18 protein-coding genes are annotated in these 25,157 nt (G+C 67.6%); 7 read left to right on the top strand and 11 right to left on the bottom strand.

Features of this window, described 5'->3' with window-relative positions; translation table 11 throughout:
* Positions 1 to 130: 130 nt before the first annotated feature.
* The 5 genes from IW252_RS05475 to IW252_RS05455 all read right to left on the bottom strand — a co-directional run bounded on the left by IW252_RS05475 (position 131) and on the right by IW252_RS05455 (position 6,803).
* Positions 131 to 1,267: a M24 family metallopeptidase gene (locus IW252_RS05475; protein WP_196835638.1), complete on the bottom strand. Its 1,137-nt coding sequence runs from the start codon at positions 1,265 to 1,267 to the stop codon at positions 131 to 133.
* 23 nt (positions 1,268 to 1,290) lie between these two features.
* The gene (locus IW252_RS05470; protein WP_196835637.1) at positions 1,291 to 3,402 is read right to left on the bottom strand and encodes a DUF6807 family protein; all 2,112 of its coding nucleotides are present in this window, start codon (positions 3,400 to 3,402) and stop codon (positions 1,291 to 1,293) included.
* An 85-nt stretch (positions 3,403 to 3,487) separates the two neighbouring features.
* A complete protein-coding gene (locus IW252_RS05465; protein WP_196835636.1) occupies positions 3,488 to 4,369 on the bottom strand; it encodes a sugar phosphate isomerase/epimerase family protein in 882 nt (293 codons plus the stop codon).
* Positions 4,366 to 5,613 carry a dihydrodipicolinate synthase family protein gene (locus tag IW252_RS05460; protein WP_408065781.1) on the bottom strand — a complete coding sequence of 416 codons (1,248 nt, stop codon included), beginning with the start codon at positions 5,611 to 5,613 and terminating at the stop codon, positions 4,366 to 4,368. The genes IW252_RS05465 and IW252_RS05460 overlap by 4 nt, the downstream gene beginning before the upstream one ends.
* 23 nt (positions 5,614 to 5,636) lie before the next feature.
* Entirely contained in the window at positions 5,637 to 6,803 is a 1,167-nt protein-coding gene (locus IW252_RS05455; protein WP_196835635.1) for a Gfo/Idh/MocA family protein, read from the bottom strand.
* Between the two features lie 172 nt (positions 6,804 to 6,975).
* Here IW252_RS05455 and IW252_RS05450 point away from each other — a divergent pair, with 172 nt between their 5' ends.
* The 6 genes from IW252_RS05450 to IW252_RS05425 all read left to right on the top strand — a co-directional run bounded on the left by IW252_RS05450 (position 6,976) and on the right by IW252_RS05425 (position 15,317).
* Positions 6,976 to 7,992 (top strand): LacI family DNA-binding transcriptional regulator, encoded by a 1,017-nt coding sequence (locus IW252_RS05450; RefSeq protein WP_231365915.1) that lies wholly within the window; start codon positions 6,976 to 6,978, stop codon positions 7,990 to 7,992.
* A gap of 169 nt (positions 7,993 to 8,161) precedes the next feature.
* Positions 8,162 to 9,475, top strand: a complete 1,314-nt coding sequence (locus IW252_RS05445; protein WP_196835634.1) for an ABC transporter substrate-binding protein — start codon at positions 8,162 to 8,164, stop codon at positions 9,473 to 9,475.
* Positions 9,476 to 9,589: 114 nt separating this feature from the next.
* Positions 9,590 to 11,458, top strand: a complete 1,869-nt coding sequence (locus tag IW252_RS05440; RefSeq protein WP_196835633.1) for a DUF2264 domain-containing protein — start codon at positions 9,590 to 9,592, stop codon at positions 11,456 to 11,458.
* Complete coding sequence (locus IW252_RS05435; RefSeq protein WP_196835632.1) at positions 11,455 to 12,258, top strand: sugar phosphate isomerase/epimerase family protein; 804 nt, start codon at positions 11,455 to 11,457, stop codon at positions 12,256 to 12,258. Before IW252_RS05440 ends, IW252_RS05435 begins: the two co-directional genes overlap by 4 nt.
* A gap of 165 nt (positions 12,259 to 12,423) precedes the next feature.
* On the top strand, positions 12,424 to 13,722 hold the full coding sequence (locus tag IW252_RS05430) for an ABC transporter substrate-binding protein (RefSeq protein ID WP_196837123.1): 1,299 nt from the start codon (positions 12,424 to 12,426) through the stop codon (positions 13,720 to 13,722).
* 314 nt (positions 13,723 to 14,036) lie between these two features.
* A complete protein-coding gene (locus IW252_RS05425) occupies positions 14,037 to 15,317 on the top strand; it encodes an ABC transporter substrate-binding protein (protein WP_196835631.1) in 1,281 nt (426 codons plus the stop codon).
* 74 nt (positions 15,318 to 15,391) lie between these two features.
* Here the strand turns inward: IW252_RS05425 and IW252_RS05420 are convergent, their stop codons facing one another.
* Together IW252_RS05420 and IW252_RS05415 are read right to left on the bottom strand one after the other, a co-directional pair.
* Positions 15,392 to 16,219 (bottom strand): rhamnogalacturonan acetylesterase, encoded by an 828-nt coding sequence (locus IW252_RS05420; protein WP_196835630.1) that lies wholly within the window; start codon positions 16,217 to 16,219, stop codon positions 15,392 to 15,394.
* Positions 16,219 to 18,963, bottom strand: coding sequence for an exo-rhamnogalacturonan lyase family protein (locus tag IW252_RS05415; protein WP_196835629.1), 2,745 nt, complete (start codon positions 18,961 to 18,963; stop codon positions 16,219 to 16,221). The genes IW252_RS05420 and IW252_RS05415 overlap by 1 nt, the downstream gene beginning before the upstream one ends.
* A gap of 280 nt (positions 18,964 to 19,243) precedes the next feature.
* On the opposite strand from IW252_RS05415, the gene IW252_RS05410 reads away from it, so the two are divergent.
* Positions 19,244 to 20,257 (top strand): LacI family DNA-binding transcriptional regulator, encoded by a 1,014-nt coding sequence (locus tag IW252_RS05410; protein ID WP_196835628.1) that lies wholly within the window; start codon positions 19,244 to 19,246, stop codon positions 20,255 to 20,257.
* A 71-nt stretch (positions 20,258 to 20,328) separates the two neighbouring features.
* Here the strand turns inward: IW252_RS05410 and IW252_RS05405 are convergent, their stop codons facing one another.
* The 4 genes from IW252_RS05405 to IW252_RS05390 form a co-directional block, all read right to left on the bottom strand.
* Positions 20,329 to 21,921 (bottom strand): aldehyde dehydrogenase (NADP(+)), encoded by a 1,593-nt coding sequence (locus IW252_RS05405; RefSeq protein ID WP_196835627.1) that lies wholly within the window; start codon positions 21,919 to 21,921, stop codon positions 20,329 to 20,331.
* Positions 21,922 to 21,960: 39 nt separating this feature from the next.
* Complete coding sequence (kdgD, locus tag IW252_RS05400; RefSeq protein ID WP_196835626.1) at positions 21,961 to 22,890, bottom strand: 5-dehydro-4-deoxyglucarate dehydratase; 930 nt, start codon at positions 22,888 to 22,890, stop codon at positions 21,961 to 21,963.
* A gap of 106 nt (positions 22,891 to 22,996) precedes the next feature.
* A complete protein-coding gene (locus IW252_RS05395; protein ID WP_196835625.1) occupies positions 22,997 to 23,893 on the bottom strand; it encodes a LysR family transcriptional regulator in 897 nt (298 codons plus the stop codon).
* 71 nt (positions 23,894 to 23,964) lie between these two features.
* The gene (locus IW252_RS05390; protein ID WP_196835624.1) at positions 23,965 to 25,086 is read right to left on the bottom strand and encodes an L-talarate/galactarate dehydratase; all 1,122 of its coding nucleotides are present in this window, start codon (positions 25,084 to 25,086) and stop codon (positions 23,965 to 23,967) included.
* Positions 25,087 to 25,157 lie beyond the last annotated feature (71 nt).

Genomic DNA, 25,157 nt, shown 5'->3' with positions numbered 1-25,157 from the left:
GCCGGGCCCTCACACGTGGTGTACCGGCCAGCCCACTTTCGGCCTGCCCGGTGCGGTCCGAGTTCGCAAAACCCGTTGTCAGCGGGATGCGGCTCGGCCCCGCCGCCGGGAGAGTGGGCTGGCCGGTACGTTAGCGCCGCAACACAGCCGGGCGCTGCCGGCCAGCCACCTCGACGCTCGGCCAGCGCTCGTCGACGCTGAGCACCTCAAGCACGGGCGCTCCCTCGCGCTCGGTGAGCAGGATGGTGTCCTCCACCTTGGCCACCAGCCCGGTCAGCGGGTCCGCCGCGGTGGGGTTCCACGCGAACGCCTGGCCGGTCACCAGCGTGTCCGCCACGCCGGGGGCCAGCCGCGGGTCGCGCCCGTTGTACCCGGCGGCGCCGCCCTGGTGATGCTTTGTCCACTCGTCCTCGGCGAAACCGTGCCGGGGGTAGGCCTCCTGAATGACCGGAAGTAGCTCATCCATCGCCGCCCCGGGACGCAGCTGGCCCAAGATTTCGGCCTCGACCTCGAGGATGCGGCGGTCCAGCTCCTCTTCTCCGTCGAGCAACTCACCGAAGGTGACCCATCGGGTGACATTGGCAATGAGGCCGTACTTCCGTGCGCACACCACGGCCATGGCGCGGCGGCCCAGTGGTGCGTCGGTGGGCAGCGGATGCCGGTGCTGGGCCCGCGAGTCGCCGGAGACCAGAACCACCACGGGGTCCGCCCCGAAGGTCACCACGGCGCGGGCCAGCTCGGCGGCGACCTGCCGTTCGGTCATCTCGCCGGTGGCCGCGGTCAGCACGTCCGTCAGCGCCGCGGCCGCATCGCGGCATAGCGTGCGGTAGCGCTGAAGCTCGGCCGGCAACAGGCTGGCCCGCGCCGCCCGCAACCCGGCGGCCACCTCCTCCTCGCCGAGGATGGACCACGCGGACGCCTCCGGATACCAAGCGGCGACGTCGTGCAGATTCCCGTGCCACGGCACTTCGTGGACGGTGACGCCCTCGCTGCCGCCGAGCTCCTCGGCGCGCAACCTCGCCGCCTCGTTCGTGAACAGCCCGAGCTCGGCGCCGCCCCGGTGCACCAGAACGGCCGCAATCGGGCCGCCGGCGAGGGACACGTGGACGCGCGCGCCGCCCAGGTACCAGGACAGCGCCCCGGCGGAGGTCAGCAGGAGCGAGTCCGCACCGCGTTCCTCTAAGAGCGCGACGAGCCGCTGATGTTTGGTGGCCTGCTCCGTAATGAGCGCGTCCGCGGTGGCCGTGGCGGCAGTAGTGGGGTGCATAGCTTCCTCTCGGTGGGATCGCGCTAGTGCGTGGAGACGGGGGCACCGCTGAGCGCGGCGACGCGCTCGGCGATTTCCGCGGGCGGCAGCACCCCGTCGAGAATCAACGTCCGGATCCGACGGCGGACGGGCGCCTCCGCGCTAGCCGTCACCGGGGCATCCCACGCGAGGGAGGCGCCAATGCCCGGGTAGCCGGATTGCCGGACGAACCAGGGGTCGTCGTCCGCGCTGATGAAGATGAGCGTCGACGGTCCGCGGCCCGACCCGGTGGCCGGTTCCGCAGTGGTGCCGGTGAGCGGGTGCCCAGCCGTGGAACTAAAGTCCGCGGTGACGGCCAGCCATTCGGACACGGTGCCGTGCACGGCGTCCTCGCCCTCGGCCTCCGCGGTAAACACCCGGGCGTTCTTCAGTTCTGGCAGGCGCCAGAAGTAGCCGCCGTATCCGCCGCCGGCGCGCCCGTTGGAACCGGGGCTGCCGAGGACCACGTCGGACTCGCCGGCCGGGCTCAGCTCGAACTCGATATCCAGCTCCCATCCGTCGCCGCGGTGCCGGGTGCTCACTTGGCGCCGCTCCTGCAGGGCCACGGAGCCGTCCGGGCCCACCCAGTCCAGAGCGGCCCGCCAGCGCTGACCCGAGGTGCCGTCGTCGTGCGCGTCCGTGACAACGGACTGGGAGGTGGTGACGATCCGGCCGTGATCGGCGCGCCACACGTAGCGTCCGGCGTCCCGCGTGTACGTGCGCCCGCCCCAGAAGTTGATGCCGTCCACGTCCTGCACGGCCACGGAGACCCCGAGGTGCCACGGGTGATCCAACGGCTGCTGATCGGTCAGCACCACGCCGGAGAGCGTGCGCACCTGGTCGAGGAAGGGGCGCGGCCCGTTGGTCGGGGAGATGTCGGCGCCGGTGCGCAACTCGGCGACGGTCACGGGCCGGGCCGTGCCGCATACCGTGAGTTCTCCCGAGGTCTCGGGGCGCTTCGCCCACGGGGCGCGCAGCGAGGAGAACGTCGTTCCGCCCTTCACGGCGCGGTCGATGAGATCCTCGATGTGCGGAATGACGGGGTGTTCGTCATCGCCCTCGCCCTCCCAGAAGACGTGCTCGCGCGGGATCTGCGCCGGGTCATCGGCGGTCCGGATCGCCTCCAGCACGCGCATGAATCCGCCAGCGGAGGACAGCGGGGACAACAGCTCGGTCGCGGCGCCGGCGCGCACGTCGATGAGGTTCTCCAGCAGGTTGGTGCGGCCGAAGGACTGCCGCTGTTCGCCCGCACCGGCGGACGGGGAGTCGGCGTTCGGGGTGATGACCAGCTCGTCCCGCGTGTAGTAGAACACCGCTTGACCCTCGGTGCCGTAGATGGTGATCCACGGGTCCGCGGATTCGCCCGCGCAGACGGTGAGCGCACACGTGATGTCGAGGCCGGCCGCGGTGCCGATGGAGAGGGTGGTGGTGTCATCCGCCTCGATGGGGTGCGCGTGGTGCAGCTCGGTGTCGAGGCGCACCACGTCCTCGCTGCCGGTCGCGCCGCCGATGTGCAGGGCCGTTTGCACGGCGTGAGCGAGCGGATTGGTGGCGACGCCGTCGACCACCTCGACCCCGTTCAAGACCCGGTGCCCGGCCCACGGGGCTCGCTGGTAGTACCCGCGCGTGCGCACCCACGTGCCGGAGGCGCCGACGGCGCGGAGGGTGCCGAGGGGGCCGCTGCCGTCGGTCGGGGAGAGCAGGTCGGCGATATGGGGCAGGGCGTGGGAGCCAATGGACTGGAAGCCCACCTGCACCCGCGCGCCGGCGGCCTCTGCGGCGGCCAAGAGCTCGTGGTATTGGGCCAGCGTGGCGGTGGGCGGCTTCTCCAAGTACAGGTCCGCGCCGAGCTCGAGCGCCTCGAGGGCGATCGGGTGGTGCGTGCTGATGGGGGTGGAGACGATCACGATGTCCGGGCGGATGCCGGCCGCGGCGACCTCCGCGAGCGAGGAGAAGACGGGGGTCTGCGCGCCGCGCACGTCGGGGCCGGGATCGGAAAAATCGACGCCGGCGAGCAGCTCCATTTTGCCCGCGGCGACCAGCCGCTCGATGTTGATCAGGTGCTGGCGGCCAAAGCCGTTGAGGCCGATGAGGACGACGCCGTCACGTGCGGACATCAGATCTCCTTCAGTCGAAGTTCGGGTGCCGGTCAAAGGGAAAGGTCCGGCGAGCGTGGCAGCGCTCGCCGGACCGGTGTGCCACTTAGGCCAGATGCGGGAGTACCAGGTCCGTGTAGCGCTGCTTCATCGTCTCAAGCGTGAGCGCCGCGTCCTGAGCGTTGATCTCCTCATTGAAGATTTCAACCTCCACCGGGCCTGTGTAGCCGGCCTGGGCGACCGCGGCCGACAACGAGGCGAAGTCCACATAACCGTCACCCATCATGCCGCGTGACTTGAGGGCATCCTGAGCGATCGGCAGATTGAAATCGCACACTTGGTAGCTGGCGATCCGGCCTTCGCGTCCGGCGCGGGCGATCTGTTCGAGGACCGCGGGGTCCCAGAACACGTGGAAGGTATCGACGACGACGGCGACCGCATCGGTGGGGTGCGGCGCGGCAAGGTCGAGCGCTTGGCCGAGCGTCGATAGCACGGCCCGGTCCACCGCGTACATCGGGTGCAGCGGCTCGAGGACCAGCTTGACCCCGTGTTCCTGAGCGAACGGGACCAGCTCGGCGAGCCGGTCCGCGACGCGGTGACGGGCGGCGGCGATGTCCTTGTCCGTGCGATCACCATCGCCACCCAGCACGTGGGCCGCGGCCGGCAGGCCACCGACCACCATGATGAGGCTGTCTGTGCCGAGGGTGGCGGCCTCGACGATGGCGGCCCGGTTGGATTCGAGCGCCGCGGCCTGCGCCGAGGGCTCGGCCGCCGTGAGGAAGCCGCCACGGCAGAGCGTGGAGGCCTTCAGGCCGGACTCGGCGATGATCTTCGCCGCCGCGTCCGCGCCGCCGGCGCCGTCCAGAAGGTGACGCCACGGCCCAATGTGCGTCAATCCTGCCGCTGCCGTGGCCTCGCACGCCGTTCGCAAATCCAGAGTCGGCGTCGTGCCCGTATTGAGCGCCAGCGGGTAGTCTGCGGCGCTCATGCGTGGGCCTCCGGGGGCGCGGAGCCGTCCTGAGGGATCCCGTAAACGGCCAGCAACTCCCGCATGCGCTCGGCCGCGAGCTCGGGCTTGAGCAGGAGGCCCGCCTTGTCGGCGAGGACGAAGGTGTGCGCCAGGTGCGCGATCGAGCGGCCCGAGTGCAGGCCGCCGACCATCTGGAATCCGTCCTGATGCCCATTGAGCCAGGACAGAAACGCGATGCCCGTCTTGTAGTAGAACGTCGGCGCAGCGAAGATGTGCTTGCCCAGTTCCCGCGTGGAATCCAGGATGGCGCGGCCGCGCGCCGCGTCGCCGGCGTCGTACGCCTGCAGGGCCGTGGAGGCCGCCGGGTAGATGGCGGCGAAAATGCCGAGCAGGGCGTCCGAGTACAGCTCGCCGTCGCCGTCGATCAGCTCCGGGTAGTTGAAATCATCGCCGGTGTAGAGGCGCACGCCCTCGGGCAGGCGGGCGCGCAGCTGCTTCTCGTGCTCCGCGTCCAGCAGGGAGACTTTCACGCCGTCGATCTTGTCCGCGTGCTGCGCCAGCAGCCGGTTGAACGTCGCCGTCGCCGTGGGGATGTCCTCGCTTCCCCAGTACCCGGCCAGCGCCGGGTCAAACATCGTCCCGAGCCAGTGCACGATCACGGGCTGGGACGCCCGCTCGAAGACCTTCGCGTACACGTCCAAGTAGTCCTCGGCGCTGGTGGCCACCTTGGCCAGGGCGCGCGAGCACATGACGATCGCCTTCGCGCCAGAGGACTCGACGACGTCGAGCATCTCCAGATACGCCGCCGTCACGGTGGCGAGGCCGTCGGCGCCCGGCTCCACCGTGGCGGGGTCCACCTGATCGGTGCCCGCGCCGCAGGCCACGAGGTCCCGCACGGTCCGGCCGGCGAGGGCCGGGTAGCGCCCGGAGGCGACGACGTCGGCCGCCTCCGCGGCGGAGCGGCGGATCAGCTCACACGTGGCGGCATAGTCCAGGCCCATGCCGCGCTGGGCGGTATCCATCGCGTCCGCGACGCCCAAGCCGTAGGACCACAGCTCGTGGCGGTAGGCCAGCGTGGCATCCCAATCCAGCTCAGCGGGCGCGCCCGGGGTGTTGTCCGCGGTCATCTGCGGCACCACGTGGGCGGCGGCGTAGACCTTGCGAGAGGCGATCGGCGCCCCCGGGCGCGTGAACTCGCCCGGGCCGGTCATGGTGTACTCGCTGACCGTGCCGTACGGGGACGGCAGGGCGAGCGTGGGCAGGGTCATGGTGTTCGTCGCGCCGCTCACAGCTCAATCTCCGGGATGTCGATGGTGCGGCGCTCCTCGGCCGAGCGCAGGCCCAGCTCGGCCAGCTGCACGCCGCGGGCGGCGGAGAGCAGGCCGAAGCGGTGCTCTCGCCCGGCGACGACGTCGGCGAGGAACTCTTCCCACTGCAGCTTGAAGCCGTTGTCCAGTTCGGCGTTCGCGGGGACCTCGAGCCACTGGTCGCGGAAGGACTCGGTGACCGGAAGGTCCGGGTTCCAGACCGGCTTCGGGGTGTGGGCGCGCTGCTGCGCGACGCACTTGTTGAGGCCTGCGACGGCGGAACCGTGCGTGCCGTCGATCTGGAATTCCACCAGTTCGTCGCGGTAGACGCGCACGGCCCACGAGGAGTTGATCTGAGCGACGACGTCGTCCCCGCCCGGCGTTTCGAGCTCGAAGATTCCGTAGGCGGCGTCATCCGCGGTGGCCTCGTACGCTTCGCCGTTCTCGTCCCAACGCTGCGGGATGTGCGTGGCTGTCTTGGAGTTGACGGACTTGACCTTGCCGACGATGCCCTCCATGACGTAGTTCCAGTGGCAGTACATGTCCGTGGTCATGGAGCCGCCGTCGGCTAGGCGGTAGTTCCAGGACGGGCGCTGGGCTTCCTGGATCTCGCCCTCGAAGACCCAGTAGCCGAACTCGCCGCGCATCGAGAGGATGCGGCCGAAGAAGCCTTCGTCCACGAGGCGGCGGAGCTTGACGAGGCCCGGCAGGTACAGCTTGTCGTGAACGACGCCGGCCGTGATGCCCGCCGACTTGGCCTGGCGGGCCAGATCCACGGCCTCTTCCAAGGTCTCGGCGGTCGGCTTCTCGGTGAAGACGTGCTTGCCGTTGGCGATGGCCTTGGACAGCGTGTTGTAGCGCAGGGAGGTCATCGAGGCGTCGAAGACGATGTCGATCGACGGATCGTTGATCGCGCCCTCGAGGTCCGTGGTGTAGTGCTCCACGTTGTGCAGGGCGGCCAGCTCCGCGATCTTGGCTTCATTGCGGCCGATCAGGATGGGTTCAACGGTGACCTTGGAGCCGTCGGCCAGGGTGATGCCGCCCTGATCGCGGATCGGGAGGATGGAGCGCAGCAGGTGCTGGCGGTAGCCCATACGGCCGGTAATGCCGTTCATGGCGATGCGAAGAACGCGGGTCTGCGTCATGAGTGACTCCTGAAAAGTGTGTGGGAGCCGGAGGGGGCGTCTGACTTCTGATGGTCTCCGACTCAGTGGGAATGCGCTTTCCAAGCTAGTGCGAAGATTGAGCGTGTGTCAACCATCACAGGTCATGGCAGGGTTAGTGTTGAGCGTTCAGAGCGAAGAGAAACGAGGAATCATGGCGGTTCGGCTGGCCGAGGTGGCGGCGGAAGCAGGGGTTTCGGCGGCGACGGCGTCGCGCGTGTTGAATGGTTCGAGCCGCCGCCCGGCGGAGGAGATCGCCGAGCGCGTGCGCGCGGCGGCCGAGCGCTTGGGGTACTACCCCAATGCTCAAGCCCAGGCGCTGGCGAGGAGCTCCGCCTCCCTGGTGGGACTCATCGTTCATGACATTGCCGACCCGTACTTTTCCACGATCGCCCGCGGCGTTCAGGAGCGGCTGTCCGGTAGCGGGATTCAGGTGATGCTGGCGAGCACGGGCCGCGATTCGGCGCTGGAGCTGGAGGCGGTGCGTTCCTTCATGTCCCACCGCACGGACGCCATCCTTCTGGCCGGCTCCCGCGGACTCAGCGATGACGAGGAGCTGGTGGTCGCGCTGGAGCGGTACCAAGGCTCGGGCGGGCGCGTCGTCATGATCGGCCAGCCGCTGGATCTGGCGGGCGGCATTCACCTGGACAATCGCGGCGCCGCCGCGGCCCTCGCTGCCGAACTGCTCGCCGCAGGGCACCGCCGGTTCGCGGTGCTCGCGGGCGATCCCGCGCTGATCACCGCCGCTGAGCGCGTGGCTGGATTCGTCGAGCGCTTGGCGGAGGAGGGTATCGAGCCGCTGTTGGTCAGCGAGGGCGTCTTCACCCGCGACGGCGGGCACGATGACATGTCCCGGTTGTTGGAGGCGGGGGCTCTAGACCTCGACTCCGGGCAAGTGTGCGTCTTCTGCGCGAATGACGTCATGGCGTTGGGCGCGATGACCGCGATCCGCGAGCACGGGCTCGCCGTCCCCAGCGACGTCGCCGTCGCGGGGTTCGACGACATTCCCACCCTGGGGGACATGGTGCCCAGCGTGACCACCGTGCGTCTGCCGCTGGAGGAGATCGGCCGGCAGGCCGCCGATTTTGTCCTCTCCGAGGTGGATGAGACGTACCGGGAAAGCGTGCGGGGCGAGCCGGTCCTCCGGGAGAGTACGGCGGTGCGGAGCTAGGGGCCATGGCCGGCTGAAGATTCGCGGGCGGCACCCCTTGACGGTGAGGTGGATCACACGTAGGATCCCGTGCCAACACCCCAATTTTATGCCATGCCGCATAAAGTGAACGTTCGGGTGAACGTTCACTCATAGGGGGCCCGGTCGAGACAACGAGGAGGAGACAAGGGTGGAAGTACAGTCAACGAGGAAGCGTCGCACCCAACGGGGCACGACGGCACGTGCGGTATCGGTGGCGGCGGTCGCTGCGCTGGCCCTGACAGCCTGCGGCGGATCGACGGAATCGGCCGGGGAATCAGGCGAGCAGGTCTCGCTGCGCTTTTCCTGGTGGGGATCGGACGCGCGCTCCCAGAACACCATGGCCATCATCGAAGCGTTTGAGGCCGAGAACCCGGACATCGACATCCTGCCAGAGCCAAATAGCTTCACCGGGTACTGGGACAAGCTGGCCACCCAGGCCGCGGCGCGGGACACCCCGGACATCATGCAGATGGACCTCGCCTACTTCCGCGAGTACGCGGACCGCGGCGTGCTGCGGGATCTGCCCGACGTGGACACCTCCAAGATCAGCGAGGACCTGCTGGTGCAGGGACGCACGGACGAGGGGCAGTTCGGCATCCCCACGGGCTTTGCGTCGATCGCCATGATGGCCAACCCCGAGGTGTTTGAACAGGCTGGGCTCGAGCTGCCGGATGACGAGTCCTGGACGTGGGAGGACTTTGGTCAAGTCACCGAGCAGATCAGCCAGCAGGTCGATGGCGGCTACGGGTCCACGTCCCCCTTCGAGCCGGTCGGCGGCATCATGATCTGGCTGCGTCAGGAGGGCCTCCACCTCATCAACGAGGATGGCAGCATCGGGTTCGACGAGGCAGACCTGCGGGAGTACTTCCAGTTCCAGAAGGAGTTCGTCGAGCGGGGCAGCTACCCGGAGCCGACCATCATCGAAGAGGACCGGGCCGCCGGGACGGAGCGCTCGCTGTTGGCCCAAGGCAAGATGGGCGTGCTCAACGGGTGGAGCAACCTCTTGCCCGCGGCCTCGGACGCCGCCGGCGTGGAGCTGGTGCCCTTGCGCCTGCCGAGCATGACGGGCTCGGCTGAGGACAACGGCCTCTGGCAGCGTGTCTCCATGTTCCTCTCGGCGAGTACGACCACCGAGCATCCGGAGGAGGCCCAGCGATTCATTGACTACTTTGTCAATTCCGAAGAGGCGGGTCTGGAGAACCTGACGGACCGCGGGCTGCCCGCCAATTCCGATGTGCGGGACGCGGTCATCGACACGCTGGAGGGCACCGAGCTGGACGCCGCCGAGTTCCTGCAGGACATCGAGGATGAGGTCCAGGCGCCCGAGCCTGTCCCGGCCGCCGGCTTCGGTGAGTTCCAGGACATTCTGCACCGCTACGAGACGGAGGTCTACATGGAATTGCAGTCTGTGGATGAGGCCGCCGCGAGCGCCTACGCGGAACTGGAGTCGGCGCTGCAGTAGCCCGCCGCCATTTTCCCGTCCGCGGCCCGCTGCGGCGCCCGTCGTCGTCTTCTTGACGCGCCGGGCGCCGCGCGCCGCTCACACCACTTAGCCGAGACCCTCCAAAGGAACACCGTGGATTCATTGCCCTTGCCCGCCCCCGACTGGCAGCTCAGCCCTCACACCGGCTATACCCGCGAGCACTGGGAAGCCGCCGCGGACGGACTGCTCGCTGCCCAGTGGCGCTTCGCCTCCGCCGAGTCAGCTCGGCTCGACCTGCCAGGTTCAGCGTCGGGAAGCGGGCCGGAGTCCGACGGGCTGGAGGGCTTCGCCCGGTCCATGTTGATCGCCGCATTCCGCGTCGCGGGAGCGCGGGGGGAGGACCCGCACGGCTGGCTCCGGCGGTACGCGCGCGGCCTCGCCGCCGGCACGCAGGCGGGAGGGCCCGAGCAGTGGCCGCCGATTCGCGATCACGACGACGGGGGGCAGCCGCTCGTCGAGTCGGCGTCGATCGCCCTGTCCTTGCGGATCACGCGCCCATGGCTCTGGGACACGCTCGAGCCCGAGACGCGCCACAACGTGGTGTCCTGGCTTCGCGGGGCCCTGACCGTGGTCCCGGCGCCGAACAACTGGTACCTCTTCGCCTCCACGGTGGCGGGTTTCCTCGAGAGCATTGGGGAAGCGGATGAGGCCACGTCGGCGGCCCGAAAACGAGCATCCCTGCTCTTGGAACACTGGTATTGCGGGGACGGCTGGTACACCGATGGTGACGGCCGGGCCTTCGATCACTACAACGGGTGGGCGCTGCACCTGTATCCGGTGCTCGGCGACCTCCTCGATGGCACGGAACACGGCTACGGGGCACGCCTCGAGACCTTCTTGGGCGGCTTCGGGTATTGGTTTGGGTCCGACGGCGCCCCGCTCTACATGGGCCGGTCCATGACCTACCGTTTTGCCGCGGCGACGGCGGTGGGGCTCGGCGCGCTGACCGGAAACACCCCGTGGACGCCGGGGCAGTCCCGCCGACTGTTGAGCGGGGCGTTGAAGTACTTCCTGGACCGCGGTGCGGTCACTGAGCAGGGGCTTCTCAGCTTGGGGTGGCACGGCCCGCATGCGGCCAGCGTGCAGGGATACTCGGGCCCGGCCTCCCCCTTGTGGGCGGCCAAGGCCTTTGTGTGCCTGTTGGCCCCGGCCGATGCCGAGCTATGGACCGCCACGGAGTCACCGGCGCCGGTCGAGGAGGCGGACCGGGTCGTGGCGACGCCGGCCACCGGGCTACTGGTGCAGTCCACGGCGCGGGATGGGCTGGCCCGGCTGCACAACCACGGCAGTGACAAGGTGCGCCCGCCGGCGGGGGTCCCGGTGAGCGGTTCGGACCCGCTGTATGCGCGGCTGGCCTACTCCACCGCGAGCGGCCCCACGGCCGGTTCCAACCCGGCGGATAATCACGTGGGCGTCCTGTGGCGCGGTCGGCGCTCCGTTCGCCGCCAAATTCATCCCTTAGGATGCGCCGATCACGGACGTTGGGGGTGGGCCGGGTCGTGGCATCGGCCCGTTTTTACGGCCTCCTCTCCGGCGATGCCGGGGTTGCGGATCGAGTCCTACGTCGTCGTGCACGGCAACGCCGAGGTGCGGATTGACCGCGTGGTGGGCCCCCTCTTTCCTGTCCGGGTGGAGCACAGCGGGTGGGCCGTCGGTGACGGGGGACCGATCTCCGAGCTGGAGCCGCTGGCCGGCTGGGAGAAGGCGGAGACGGTGACGGCGCCGGCCGGCACGGCGTTCGCCGACTACGCACGGCTGCCGCGACTCTCCGCCGCGATCGATGAGTCGACCACCCTGGTGGCGGTGGCGAGGCTCCGTAGCCCCGACGTCGAGCCCACGCCGGTCGGCGACGTGGTGGTGGCCGGTGAGGTGGTGCGGTGTACGTTCGAGCCCGCGGAGGGACCGCGGCTTGCTCTCGAGGTGGACCTCAGCGCGGGCGAGGTCCGGGAGGTGGACGCATGACGTGGGATTTTGCCGTCAGCACGCTGGGCATGCCGGGGCGTCCGGTGGCCGAGTCCGCGGTGCGAGCTGCCGAGCACGGCTGCACCGGGATCGAACTGCGGGTTCACCCGGACGAGGAACTGCATTTGGAGGCCTCGCCCGGCGCGCGCCGGAGGGTGAAGGACGACGTCGCTCGTGCCGGGCTGCGCATCGCGGCACTGGCCGGCTACGCCCGGATCTGCGGCCCAGATCCGGGCGTGGAGGAGGATTTGCGGCGCCTCATCGATCTAGCGGTCGACGTCGGGGCGCCCGCCGTGCGCGTCTTCCCGGGGGGTGAACGGGGTGACACGGCGCGTGGCATCGAGCGCATCGCTGCCGTCCGGGCGGAGCTGGCCTCCGCCGGGGTGCAACTGTTGGTGGAGACGCACGATTCGCATCCACGGGTGGCGGACGTGATGGAACTCGTGGAGCCCTTCGCTGACCCGGGCTGCGTCGGGGTGCTCTGGGACGCCGTCCATCCGTGGCTGGCGGGGGAGTCTCCGGCCGTCTCGCGTGAGCGGGCGGGGGAGTATCTGGGGTACTTCCAGGTCAAGGACCTCGCTGCCAAGGAGCGGGTGCCGGCAATTCCGGGGCACGGGGATCTGCCGCTGCACGCCTTCCGCGCGGAGCTGGCGACCTGGTCCGGTTGGGTGTCCTTGGAGTGGGAGCTCGCCTGGCACCCGCAGATCGGCCCCGTGGATCCTGCCCTGGACGCGGCGCGAGCGTGGATCGAGGGGCCGTGGGCCGGGCCACATCCCCTGCATGTCGAAGAAACACCTTGAATCGCGGCTTCCATGCACTGAAAGTATGGATTGATCGCCAAGTAGCAAGGGGAAGTGACGCCATTTTCCTTGATCGTGACCGCGGTCACACCTAAGTTGGTGGGAAATCGCTTACCCGCCAGGGCTGGGCGTGAACCACTCGACGAGGAGGACAAGGTGAACCAGATGAAGGATCAGCGGCGCACGGGGCGACGGCTGGCACAGGCGGCGGCGGTTGCGGCCGTCTCGGCGCTCGCGCTGACCGCGTGCGGAAGTGGTGGCGGCGAAGAGGCCGCAGCGGAGGATGGTCCGGTACAGCTGCGCTTCAGCTGGTGGGGCTCGGACTCCCGCCACCAGACGACGCTAGACATTATCGAGGCCTTCGAGGCTGAGCACCCGGACATTGACATCCAGCCGGAGTACGGCGACTGGGGCGGCTACTGGGACAAGCTCGCAACACAGGTGGCCTCCAATGATGCGCCGGATGTCATCCAGATGGATGACAAGTACTTGCGCGAATACGGCGACCGCGGCGCGCTCCTCGATCTGGACGGCGTGGACGTCTCCCAGTTCGATGAGGGGACCATTGACAACGGCACCACGGAGGACGGGCTGCTCGGCATTACCACCGGCATCAACGCCATGGTGTTGATGGCGAACCCGGACTTGTTTGAACAGGCCGGTGTGGAGTTGCCGGATGACGAAACCTGGACGTGGGATGACTACGCGGAGATCACCAAGCAGATCACCGAGGGCGTGGACGGGAAGTACGGGGCGACTGGCCCCAATGAGCCGGCTGGCCTGCAGATCTGGGCCCGTCAGTTGGACAAGCACCTGATCAGCCCGGAGGGCGGATTGGGCATTGATGTGGCCGACTTGGAGGGCTACTTCCAGCACCACCTGGACTTGATGGAGAACGGCTCCTACCCCGAGGCCTCCGTCATCGCCGAAGATCAGAGCCCGGGGCCGGATCAGTCCCTGACGGGCACGGGTGACGCGGCCATGGGTATGTGGTGGACCAACCAGCTGACCGCGCTGTCCGGTTCCGCTGGCGTGGACCTCGAGCCGCTGCGGATGCCGAGCCAGACGGGTAATTCGGAGGATGCGGGCCTGTGGTACAAGTCCTCCATGCTGATGTCCGGCTACTCCCAGACGGAGCACCCGGAAGCCGTCAAGACGTTCATTGACTACTTCGTCAACTCGCAGGAGGCCGGCGAGCTCAATCTGACGGACCGTGGCCTGCCGTCCAATGCCGAGGTGCGTGAATCAGTGGTGGCCCAACTGGAGGGCCCCGACGCCGTCTCGGCCGAGTTCATCGCCGACATCGAGGATGAGCTGGGCCCGGCGGAGCCGATCCCGTCCATGGGCTTCTCTGAGCTGCAGGACATCATCTACCGCTATGAGCTGGAGGTTTTCTTCGAGCGTCAGACTCCGGCGGAGGCCGCGGAAGCTGCGCACGCTGAGATGAGCTCAGCCATCGGCTAGTTCCCGGCGTCTACCGGTCAGAACCCTTCGCTGACTAGGTACTCTGGAGCGCCACCGTTCCCCCTTTGCGGGAAACGGTGGCGCTCCTTTGCGTGGTGTGACGCTGACCGTCCGCTCACCACCACCGTATTGAAATGTTTCAATTCGGTAACGGGATGTGTGCGCGGTCACAGGAGTCGGCTACGCTGGTGCTCAAGCGACGTGGAAAGCGCTTACTCGCTCTATGAAACGTTCCAATACTGGGATGCGTTGAAGCGGGTCACGATGACGCTGACCCCGCATCATTCCTAGTCAGAGACAGTGAAGGTGGGACCATGAGGTTCAAACGACTTGCACAGGCAGCCGCCATCGGCGCGACCGCCGCGTTGGCATTGACCGCCTGCGGCGGCGGTGGAGACGCCGGAGACTCCGAGGACGGCAAGGTCAGCCTGCGGTTTACGTGGTGGGGCTCCGACGCCCGTGCCCAGATCACCGAGGAGATCATCGCGGCGTTCGAGGCCGAAAACCCGAACATCGACATCCAGCCGGAGTACGGCGACTGGAACGGTTACTGGGACAAGCTCGCCACGCAGACCGCCGCCAATGATGCGCCGGACATCATCCAGATGGACGCGCAGTACTTGCGCGAGTACGCGGATCGCGGCGCCCTGCTGGACCTCGCGGACGTGGACCTGTCCCAGATCGAAGAGTCGATTGTGGACAACGGCCGCACCACCGATGGCCTCTTCGGCCTTACCACCAGCGTGAACACTCCGGTCATCCTGGCGAACCCCGATGTCTTCGCCGAGGCCGGCGTCGAGATTCCGGATGACACGACGTGGACGTGGGACGACTTCGAGCAGGTCGCCTCCGAGGTCACCGCGGGTGCGGACGGAAAGTTCGGAGCGGGCTCCCCGTCTGAGCCGCTGAACATTCAGGTCTGGCTCCGCCAGCAGGGCAAGAACCTGACCACCGAGGAAGGCCAGCTCGGCCTGAGCGTCGATGACGCGGAGGCCTACCTGCAGCACGTGGCGGATCTCGGTGAAGCGGGGGCGTACCCCTCCGCCGCGGCCATCGCCGAGGACCAGACCGCCGCAGTGGACCAGTCCCTGATGGGCACGGGTACCGCCGCGATGGGCACGTACTGGTCCAACCAGGTCTCGGCCATCGCCGGTGCTTCCGGCGCCGAGATTCAGCCCCTGCGCTACCCGTCGGAGACCGGCAATGCCGAGGACGCCGGCCTCTGGTACAAGGCCTCCATGATGCTTTCCGCATTCTCCGGCACGGACCACCCGGAGGAGGCGCAGCAGTTCATCGACTTCTTTGTCAACAACGTGGACGCGGGCCTCATCGGCATGACCGAGCGCGGATTGCCGGCTAACTCCGAGGTTCGTGAGGCCGTGATGGCTGAACTCGAGGGCGTGGATAAGGCCTCGGCCGAGTTCGTGACCGAGGTCGAGCCGGAACTGGGCGAGGCGGAGCCGGTGCCGCCGGTGGGCTTCTCCGAGCTGCAGAACATCCTCTACCGCTACGAACTTGAGGTCATGTTCGAGCGCCAGAGCGCGGCCGATGCCGCGGAGAGCATGGTCGCCGAGATGGAATCGGCGATCGGCTAACCGCTGCCCTATCCCTCGCACCGGCGGGGCGTCACCTCTGGTGGCGCCCCGCCGTCGTTGTGTCGGGCTCGAGGCTACGCCGGGACCGTCTCTGGCCGTTCGAACCACCCATGCGGCACCAGCTCATCCAGCCTGCGCAGGTCACGCGGGCTCAGTGCGCCGGTGCCCTGGAGTCCGATGGCTGCGAGCTGCGCGATGGCGGCGGCGCCCACCTCACTGAGGTGGGTGTTATCTCGCCGGCCGTCCTCGGTGTGGAGGAAATAATCCTTGGTGCGTTCGGGGCCGAGCTGTTGCCAGAGGGCGAGGCTCTGCCGCTGCAGATCAATCAACGGCACGTGTTTCTTCTGCGCGAGCTGGCGCATAGCCTCCGGGTAGTCACCGTGCGTGGAGTACGCGGTCCCGTCGCTGCGGAACCGCCGCCGTTCAATGGATGTGGCGAGCACGGGCGTCATCCCGTGGGCGCGTGCCGCATCGACGTATTGCGCGAGGTAGTCCTGATAGCTTCCCCAGGGATCAGTGTGCCGCTCGGCATCGGGCTTGGCGTCATTGTGCCCAAACTGGATGAGTAAGACGTCGCCACTGGCCGCGGTGGAAAGGAGCCCCGCGAGCCGGCCCTCGTCGATGAAGCTCTTGGAACTGCGCCCGTTGACCGCGTGGTTCGCGACGCGTGCGTGGGGAGTGAGGTAGTAACCAAGCCCCATGCCCCACCCGGTTTCCGGGTAGACGTCCAGGGGTTTGATGCTGGCCGTGGAGTCCCCAGCGATGTAGAGCGTGCGGATTGGGTGCGCGGAGGCCGGTGCTGCCAACGCGAGGGTGCCGAGGGCGGCTGCAGCGAGACCGCCGAGGGCGCTGCGGCGGGAGACCCCGGATGAGGTGATGTGAGCAACAGGAGTGTGGCGCATTAGTTGGACTCCTCAAGGTGGTCGCCGATGAGGGCGAGGTTTTGGATGGCTGCCAGCCCGTACTGAGCGCTGGCGTTCGTGGAGAGGTCGGCCTCGTCGACGGGCTTGAGCACCGCGGAGCCCTCGATGCGCCGCGTGCTGAAATCGTGCCCCTCCGGGTAGCCGGCGTGACCGGTGCGGAACTCCTTCCACGCGCGGGCTGCCAAGTCCGGGTCGGAGAGCTGCACGGAGGCGTAGGCCGAGGCTCGGGAGTAGGACTGCCGGAGGTTCTGGCTACCCCAAGAGTGTCCGGTGGCTTCGCGTTGCTCGTCGCTCGTCCCGTTATAGAGGCGGCAGTACGTGGTCCATTGCTCGCGCACGTCATCCTCGTCCAGCAACTCGACCAGCTCCGTCATGAGCTCGATGAGTCCGAAGACCGAATCGAGGGAACCCACCTCCACCGTCTGCTCGGTTTCCTCGGCAAATTTGCCGTCGGCCATGTTGTACTTCAGGGTGCCGCCTTGGGACCAGCCGTTGGGCATCGCGGCAATGGTCCGGGCGCCGTTGAGGAGCTTCGTCTTGGCGATCTCGTCTCCATTGCGTTCCCATTCGGCCAGCCAGGCGAGGGCGATTGAGCCCCAGTCGGTGGTGTTGGATACCGCGAGTGCGCTGGGATCGGGGTTGTACTCGTCCTCGCGGATCTTGCGGTAGGGGTCGAGCTTGAGGAACGTTTCATCGGCGTCGATCAGGCTGTGCATCAGGTCACCAACGCGCTCGTCGGCCGTGAGGAAATAGTAAAAGCGCCGGTACCCGGCGTTGGAGATTCGCAGCTGTTTGGCGCTGTCCGCCCAGTGGAGCACGCCGTGGCGGGTGCCGAGCCCGGCCCAGTCTCCTAGGTGGTATACGTCCACTTCGCCCGTATGGCGGGTCATCGCCTCGGCGTACCGGAACGCGGTGGCGTCTCCCGTGCGGAGGTAGTGGTACCACAGCCACATGTCCGTGGAGAGTTCCGAATTGTCCCACGCGTAGCCGCCGACGTCGTACCGCCACTGGTGCCGGTCGCCGTCGTAGGTGTGCATGACGTCGCCGTAGTCCCAAAAGCCGTACCACGAGCGCTGCTCGGTCTGACCGACGTAATAGGCGTGCATCGCGTCCAGGTTGTCTTCAATCGCCGCCCTGGCCTGTGTTGAACGGTCGACCGGTGCCCAGGAGCCGAAGATCCCCGTGCTACTCATGTGTTCGGGAGTCGATTGCAGGAGTGGTGGCGTGGCATTGGCCTCGGCGAGATCGGCGAACTCATCGTTGGAAGGGGTCGCGTCCAAGGCCCAGAACATGAGCTCTGACGTGCGGGCGACGCCGTAGGGGGTGCCGAACTCGGGCTCATAGTCTTCGTACGTGATGTTCAGGGCGTCGAGTTGTTCCTCATACGTGTCTTGGCCCAGGCCGTCGTGGTAGAACCGCAAGTCCATTGGATCTGCCTTGGGCGAGTACATCCACACGGTGGCCGTCGCGGCGTCCGTCTCCGCGCCGGCGACGGCAAGCTCGGTGGGGTGGAGCTGCCAAAAATTGCGCAGGCCAAACGCGAGGCCGCCGGAGGGCGTGCCGACGTAGCCGAGTCCGCCCGCCCGGCGGTCCGCGTCCACGCGGATCCACGAGTGGCCGGGCTTGGTCCGCTTGTGGATCTCAAAGCCGTGGGCCGTCAGCTGAGTGAGGCTGTATTCTCCCCACGTTGGGATCCAGTGAAGCCGCTCGGTGACTCGTTGGTCCCAGGTCGATGGGTCGGGGAGCGCCTGGCCAGCGATCTGCGCAGCCCGGACCTCCTCCCCGGGATCTCGCCGCAGGCCGGTGATGCCCCGGACCGCCTCGGCCAAGACGCCTCGGTCGGCCCCCGCGAACCGGATGTGCCGGTCGTACTGTTCCCCGCGCATGGGGACCGAGAACTGGACGCCGAGGCCGCTGATGAAGTCAGTCCCAGCGTCGCCGTCGAAAACAAAACTGTGTACCAAGCGGAGCCCGTCGGACCCGGCGTAGAGGTAAAAGCGGACGTCGAAGGGCAGCCAGCGCCGGTTGCCGTGCTCGTGGCGGCCCGTGATGCGCACGACGGCGCGGACAGGCCCTTCCTGTTCCACGGTGACCTCATCGATGCGAGCCGTGAATGCCTCGGTGGTGACTTTCTCGGCAGCGTCGCTGGCTGGCTGGTCCTTGCGCTGCGCGACGAGCGTGCCGTGCTCGGCGATGACCGTTGAACCGCGCTCGATCTTCTTGATCAAATGCGGCCCCTTGGAGGCGAAGGTCACGCGAATGACGCCGGTGTCCACGATGGTCTGAGAACCCTGTTGTTTGACACTGAGGGCGGTCTCTGGCTGGGTCGGCGTGCCGGGGGCTAGCGTGTAGGCCTCCGCGTGATCCCGCCCGTCGCCGACCGCGTGCGCCGTCCACTTGATGGAGCCATCCGGCCACCAACCGGTGGTCCAGTTTTGTACCGGCACAGAGCTGCCATCTGCCGTGGTGAGGGCAAAGTCTGAGTCTGCGTCGAGGGCGCCGCGGGGCCATGGAACGCCGAAGGTCGCACCGGCTGCCAAACGTGCGGGGACGTTCTCCTCCAACCACGTGAGGTTGACGGGGCCATGACCGGTCGCAGCGGTGGCTTGGGGAGCAGCGGGGGCTGCCGCGGCGGTGGCAGCAAACAAGGATGAGCTGATGAGCCCTCCCGCGCCGGACGCGGCAGCGCCTTGCAGAAGATGTCGTCGACTGACGTGTTTCATAAAACGTTTCACTCCTCATTGAGATGTCTGTGGTTCCGTCAGGATCGTGAGGTCGGGGCCGCGAAAAATCGAGCAAAGCCGCAGTGTGCGGGGTGCGCGGTGACGTTCGACCTGAGCTCACCATAGTGAACGTTCACTATGACGTCAATCACATACTCAACGGTAATATTGACGATCGGCGAGGGCTGCTTGGCCCACCGCACACGTCATGTGGAACGGGCCAAGCGCACGTTCTCACGCAGAAAGTGACAGACTGAAGCGAAACGGAGGTGGACCGGACATGACAACGCAGCGAGCAGGCAAGCGCGCCACGATCATCGAGGTGGCCCAGGAGGCCGGAGTCTCCCACCAAACCGTCTCCCGCTACCTCCGCTCGGAGACGGGCATGCGGCCGGAGACTCGGGAGCGGATCAAGGCGGCCATCACAAAGCTTGGGTACCGGCCTAACATCGCCGCTCGCGCCATGCGGGACCGGCGGACGGGCCGCCTGGCGCTCCTGCTGCCCACCGGTGTGGCGATCAGCGCGCTCGAGGTGCTCAAGGGCGCCACCGAGGCGGCGGAAGCGCATGGGTACGTGGTGGAAGCGGTCACGTTGGGCGGCGATGCGCACAAGCGCTATCAGCGGGTCCTTGAGCTGGCAGATTGCGGATTGTTTGAGGGGCTGGTGTCCCTGACACCGATCCCCGAGGTCGAGCAGTTGGCCCCCACGATGTCCACCCCGGTGGCGGTGGAGACCCGCTACGACGAATCCATGCGCGGCATCGGCGAGCTCGCCAGCGGCCAGCGGATCGTCGACCTCGTGGAGGGGTTGGCTAGCCGGGGGCACACCACCTTCCTGCACATTGCCGGCAACTACACCAATACGACGGCGCGCTACCGCCGCGATGCGTATGTGCAGACGATCGAGCGGCTGGGACTCATCTCCCGCGGTGTGGTCGAAGCCAACTGGGATCCCGAGGCTGCGCGCCGCGGTGTGCTGGATCTGCCGGAGAGCGCCGGGGTCACGGCCATCATCACCGCGAACGATCAGCTGGCCGCCGGCGCCATCGCCGGCGCCGTCGAGCGCGGCTGGCGCGTGCCCCAAGACCTCAGCGTCACCGGCTGGGACAACACGGAGGTTGGCGCCATCATGCCGCCCGGACTGACCAGCGTGGCGATCGACTTCCACAGTATTGGGCGCCGGGCGATCCGGCGTCTGCTGGGCATGCTGGACGTGGACCTTGAGCCGGAGCCGGAGCGGAGCCTGACCGAAGTGATCTGGCGCGGCTCCACGGGACCGGCGCCCGCGCGCTAAGTTTCACGGCACCACACGCAGCTGGCCGCCTCACCCGACGGGTGAAGCGGCCAGCGCTGGGCGTGGGGAACCTACTCGGCTAGGGTCAGTTTTCCGTCCACGAGGCGGTTGAGCCCGCGTGGGTTCTCCGCCTGCAAGTCCGCGGGCAGCAACTGATCCGGGAGGTTCTGGTAGGCGACGGGGCGCAGGAAGCGGTCGATCGCCAAAGAACCCACGGAGGTGGTGCGGCTGTCCGACGTCGCCGGGTACGGGCCGCCGTGCACCATGGCGTGGCCGACGTCGACGCCGGTGGGCCAGCCATTGGCCAGCACGCGGCCCGCCTTGCGCTCCAGAATCGGCAGCAGCGTGGCGGCGGCAGGGTAGTCGGCCTCCGTCAGCTGCAGGGTCGCCGTCAGCTGTCCCTCGAGGTGCTCGGCCGCTTGGGCCAGTTCCTCCGCGCTGTTGTACCGGATGACCAGGGAGGCGGCGCCGAAGATTTCCTCGTGCAGCACCTCGTTGGCGAGGAACGTGGAGGCGTCCGTGGCGAAGACAGCCGGGGCCGGCGCATTTTCACCCGGCCCGTCGGAGCCGCGGCCCAGCTGGGTCACGCCGTCCTGCTCGCCCAACTGGGCGACGCCGTCGTTCCACGAACCGGCGATGCCGGCGGTCAGCATGGTCTGGCCCGCGTGTCCGGTGGCCGCCTGACTGATGGCGCCCGCGAAGGCATCGCCGCGCGCGCCGGCCGGGACGAAGATCAGGCCCGGAGCCGTGCAGAGCTGACCCGAGGATCCGGTCACGGAGGTGAGGTAGGCGGCAGCGAGCTCGTCGAGATCGCCCTCAAGGGCGCCGTCGAACACGAACACCGGGTTGATGGAGCTCATCTCCGCGTACACCGGGATCGGCTCGCGGCGGGCGGCCGCCGTCGCCATGAGCGCCGTGCCGCCGCCCCGGGACCCGGTAAAGCCCACGGCCTTGATGGCTGGGTCAGAGACCAGCGCTTGGCCGATCGTCGAACCCGGGCCGTAGATCAGGGAGAACACGCCTGCGGGCAGGTTGAACTCCTTGACCGCGTCCGTCACCGCGCGGCCTACGAGCTCGCTGGTGCCCGGGTGCGCATTGTGGGCCTTGAAGACTACCGGGCATCCCGCGGCCAAGGCGCTGGCGGTGTCTCCACCGGCGGTTGAGAAGGCCAGCGGGAAGTTGCTAGCGCCGAACACGGCCACGGGACCAAGCGGGATCTTGCGTTGGCGGATATCCGGGCGCGGCAACGGCTTGCGATCTGGAAGCGCCGGGTCCACGCGCACGCCGCGGTGATCGCCGGTGCGGACTACCTGGGCGAAGAGGCGCAGCTGGTTGCAGGTACGTCCGCGTTCGCCGACCAGGCGGGCCTCAGGCAGGCCAGTCTCTTCCATGGCGCGGGCGACGATCGCCTCACCCACGGCCTCAATGTTCTCCGCGATCTTTTCCAAGAACGCGGCATGGGTTTCGACGTCGAGGCTGCGGAACGCGTCGAAGGCCTCGGCCGCCGCGGTGGTCGCGGCGGCGAGCTGCTCTTCATTGATGAGCGAATAGGCCGGCTGCAGGGCCTCGTTGGTTGACGGGTCGAACCCGTTGACGGTCCTGCCGTCGCCGGGCGTCGTCTCACCGGCGATGATCGAGTGGCCGGTCAGCTGCGTGGTGGGCATCTGGTGTTCCTCCTGAAGGGGTGTCCCTGTCGGTGGTGGTTACGAAGTCGGGCGGATTCCGGCGGAATCGATGAGGTGGGTGAGGTCGGTGATGTCGGTGGGGGTGAGGTTTTGGAGGGGTGGGCGGACGGTGCCTGCGTCGCGTCCGATGGCGGTGAGGCCGCCTTTGACGATGGATACGCCATAGCCTTTCACGCGGTCGCGGATCTCGAGGTAGGGCAGGACGAAGCGGTTGAGTTTTTCGGTGATGGCGGTGCGGTCTTGGCGGCGGACGTCGGCGTAGAACTCGAGGGCGAATTCGGGGACGAAGTTGAACATGGCGGAGGAGTAGGTGCTCATGCCGAGTTGGAGCATGGGCAGGGCGAAGGTTTCCGCGGTGGGGAGGCCGCCGAGGTAGAAGAGGCGGTCGCCGTTTTTGGCGACGACGCGGGTGACGGCTTCGATGTCGCCGGTGGCGTCTTTGAAGCCGATGAAGTTGTGGTGGCGTTCGGCGAGGGTGGCGACGGTGTCGGCGGAGTAGATGGCGTTGGCGCGGTTGTAGACGATCACGGCGATGTTGGTGGCCGCGCAGACGGCGTCGACGTGGGCGGTGAGGCCGGCTTGGTCGCATTCGGTGAGGTAGGGCGGCAGGAGGAGGAGGCCCTCGGCTCCTGCGGCTTCGGCGGCGCGGGCGTTCTCGACGGCTTGGCGGGTGGAGCCGCCGGCGGAGGCGAGGACGGGGGTGCGGTCGCCGGCTTCTTCGACGGCCATGCGGACCACGCGTGCTGATTCGTCGGGGGTCAGGCTGAAGCCTTCGCCGGTGCCGCCCGCGGCGAAGAGGCCGGCGACGTCGAAGCTGGACTGCCAGTCGAGGTGGCGCCGGTAGTTTTCCTCGTCGATTTCGAGGTCCTGGTTGAACGCGGTGACGGGGAAGGAGAGCAGCCCGTCTTTGAGATGGGCGGCCAATTCTGTCGGGGTAAAACGGGTCACGGCAGCGACTCCTTGGAGGCATGGTCGGGTCAATTGACGTCAGCCTATGAGCCGAGATTGATGCCTGTCCAAGCCCGAAATTAGATGATCTGATGCCCTCAGAGTATTAGCGGTGGCTGAGAGGGGCTTCTTGGGCCAAGAGATCAGCAACGCGCCGCAGTGCGGGATTGCGGGCACCGCGGCGCCAGATGGCGTGCAACTCAACAGAACCGGGGGCCTCACCCGCGATCGGCCGGTACGTCACTCCGCGAATTCCGAGCCGCCGAGCCGACTCGGGCACGAAGGCGACACCGCGGCCTGCGGCGACCAAAGAAACCATGGTGAGAATCTGACTCACGGTGTGGATGACGTTGCCGTGTTCGACTGGCATGTGGCGGATCGCTAGGTCGTAGAAGTAGCGCGCCTTGATCGGCGAGTGCATGATCAGTGGCACGCCGCGCAGGTCGTGTTCGGTCACCGGATGGTTACCATCCGCAAGATGGTGACCATCCGGGATGGCCAAAAGTAGTGATTCGGACTGGAGGACCCTCGAGGCGAAGAGCTCGTTGTCGAACGGCGGGCGCCCTAAGCCGAGGTCCAAGTCACCATCGATCAGTGACTGCAATTGTTCGCTCGTGACCAGTTCACGCAAATCAAGGTCTACATCGGGTAGGGCTTTGCTGAGACGGGTCAGCAGAGTCCCGAGAATGCTGAATCCCGAGGTGGCGGTAAACCCGATGCGGAGAATGCCCGCTTGGCCCTGAGCGATCCTGCGCGCCGTGAAGGGGGCCTGTTCGGCAGTGATGAGGAGCTTGCGTGCTTCGTCAAGGAACGCTGTCCCCGCAGCGGTGAGGGAAACCTTGCGGTTGTCCCGCTCTACCAGGGTGACTCCGACGTTCTTTTCCAACTTCTGGATCTGCCGGCTCAGCGGTGGCTGTGTCATGTTCAATCGATCCGCAGCTCTGCCGAAGTGAAGCTCTTCGGCGACGGCGACAAAGCTGCGGATCTGATCAAGAGTGAACACAATGCGCTCCGGGTATAGATAAGCGGAATAAAGGGTGATCTAAGGCATCATAGCCTGAGCTGTGTTGCGCGTCACTGGAGCGTGACGCTGTCGGTGGTCCAAGCGCGTGCCTGATCGGAGAGCGTGACGCCCAAGCCCGGCCGGTTCGGGATGAGCATCCGGCCATCGCGAGTCTCCAATCGCTCGTTGAACAGCGGGTTGAGCCAGTCGAAGTGCTCGACCCACGGTTCGCGCGAGTAGGCGGCGGCCAGGTGTAGGTGGATCTCCATCGCGAAATGCGGAGCGAGGTCCAGGCCAGCGTGATCCGCGAGGGTCGCGAGGCGCAGGAAATTGGTGATGCCACCGACGCGGGGCGCGTCCGGCTGGATGATGTCGCAGGCCCGCTGCTCGATCAGCTGCACGTGCTCGTTGACCGACGCCAGCATCTCACCCGTCGCGATGGGGGTGTCGAGCCGGCGCGTCAGGTCGGCATGGCCCGCGGCGTCATAGGCATCGAGCGGTTCTTCGATCCAGACCAGGTCAAACTCGCCCAGCGCCCGGCCCATGCGCAGCGCCGTCGCGCGGTCCCACTGCTGGTTGGCGTCCACCATGAACGGCACGTCCGCGCCCAGGTGCTCGCGAACGGCGGCGACGCGGCGCAGATCCTCGCGGGAATCGGGCAGGCCCACCTTGATCTTGATGCCGCCGATGCCCTCGGCCAACGATCGGGTTGCGCGCTCTTGGATCTCCTCGATGCTCGCGTGGAGGAAGCCGCCGGAGGTGTTGTAGGTGCGGACCGAATCGCGGTGTGCACCGAGCAGCTTGGCCAGCGGCAGGTTCGCGCGCTTGGCCTTGAGGTCCCACAGGGCGATGTCGATAGCGGCCAGCGCCTGGGTGGCCACGCCGGAGCGGCCCACCGACGCGCCGGCCCACAGCAGCTTGGTGTAGAGCTTGGCGATGTCGTTCGGATCCTCACCGATGGCTTCCTGCGCGACCTCCCGCGCGTGCGCATACTGGGCCGGACCGCCGGCACGCTTGGAGTAGGAAAAGCCGAGGCCTTCGTGACCTTGCTCGGTGGTGATCTCGGCGATGAGGAACACGACCTCGGTCATCGGCTTCTGGCGCCCGGTGAAGACTTTGGCGTCGGAGATCGGGGCCTCGAGCGGCAGGGTGAGGGTGGACAGGCTGATGCTGCGGATCGAATCGTGGGTCATGTTCCCATGCTTCGCGGTGGGCCGGACGCGGACAAGAGAATCGTCCGCATCGGCATATGATCATGCGCTGA

Source organism: Zhihengliuella flava, assembly GCF_015751895.1.
GTDB classification, from domain to species: domain Bacteria; phylum Actinomycetota; class Actinomycetes; order Actinomycetales; family Micrococcaceae; genus Zhihengliuella; species Zhihengliuella flava.
This window is presented reverse-complemented; position numbering and strand designations above follow the sequence as displayed.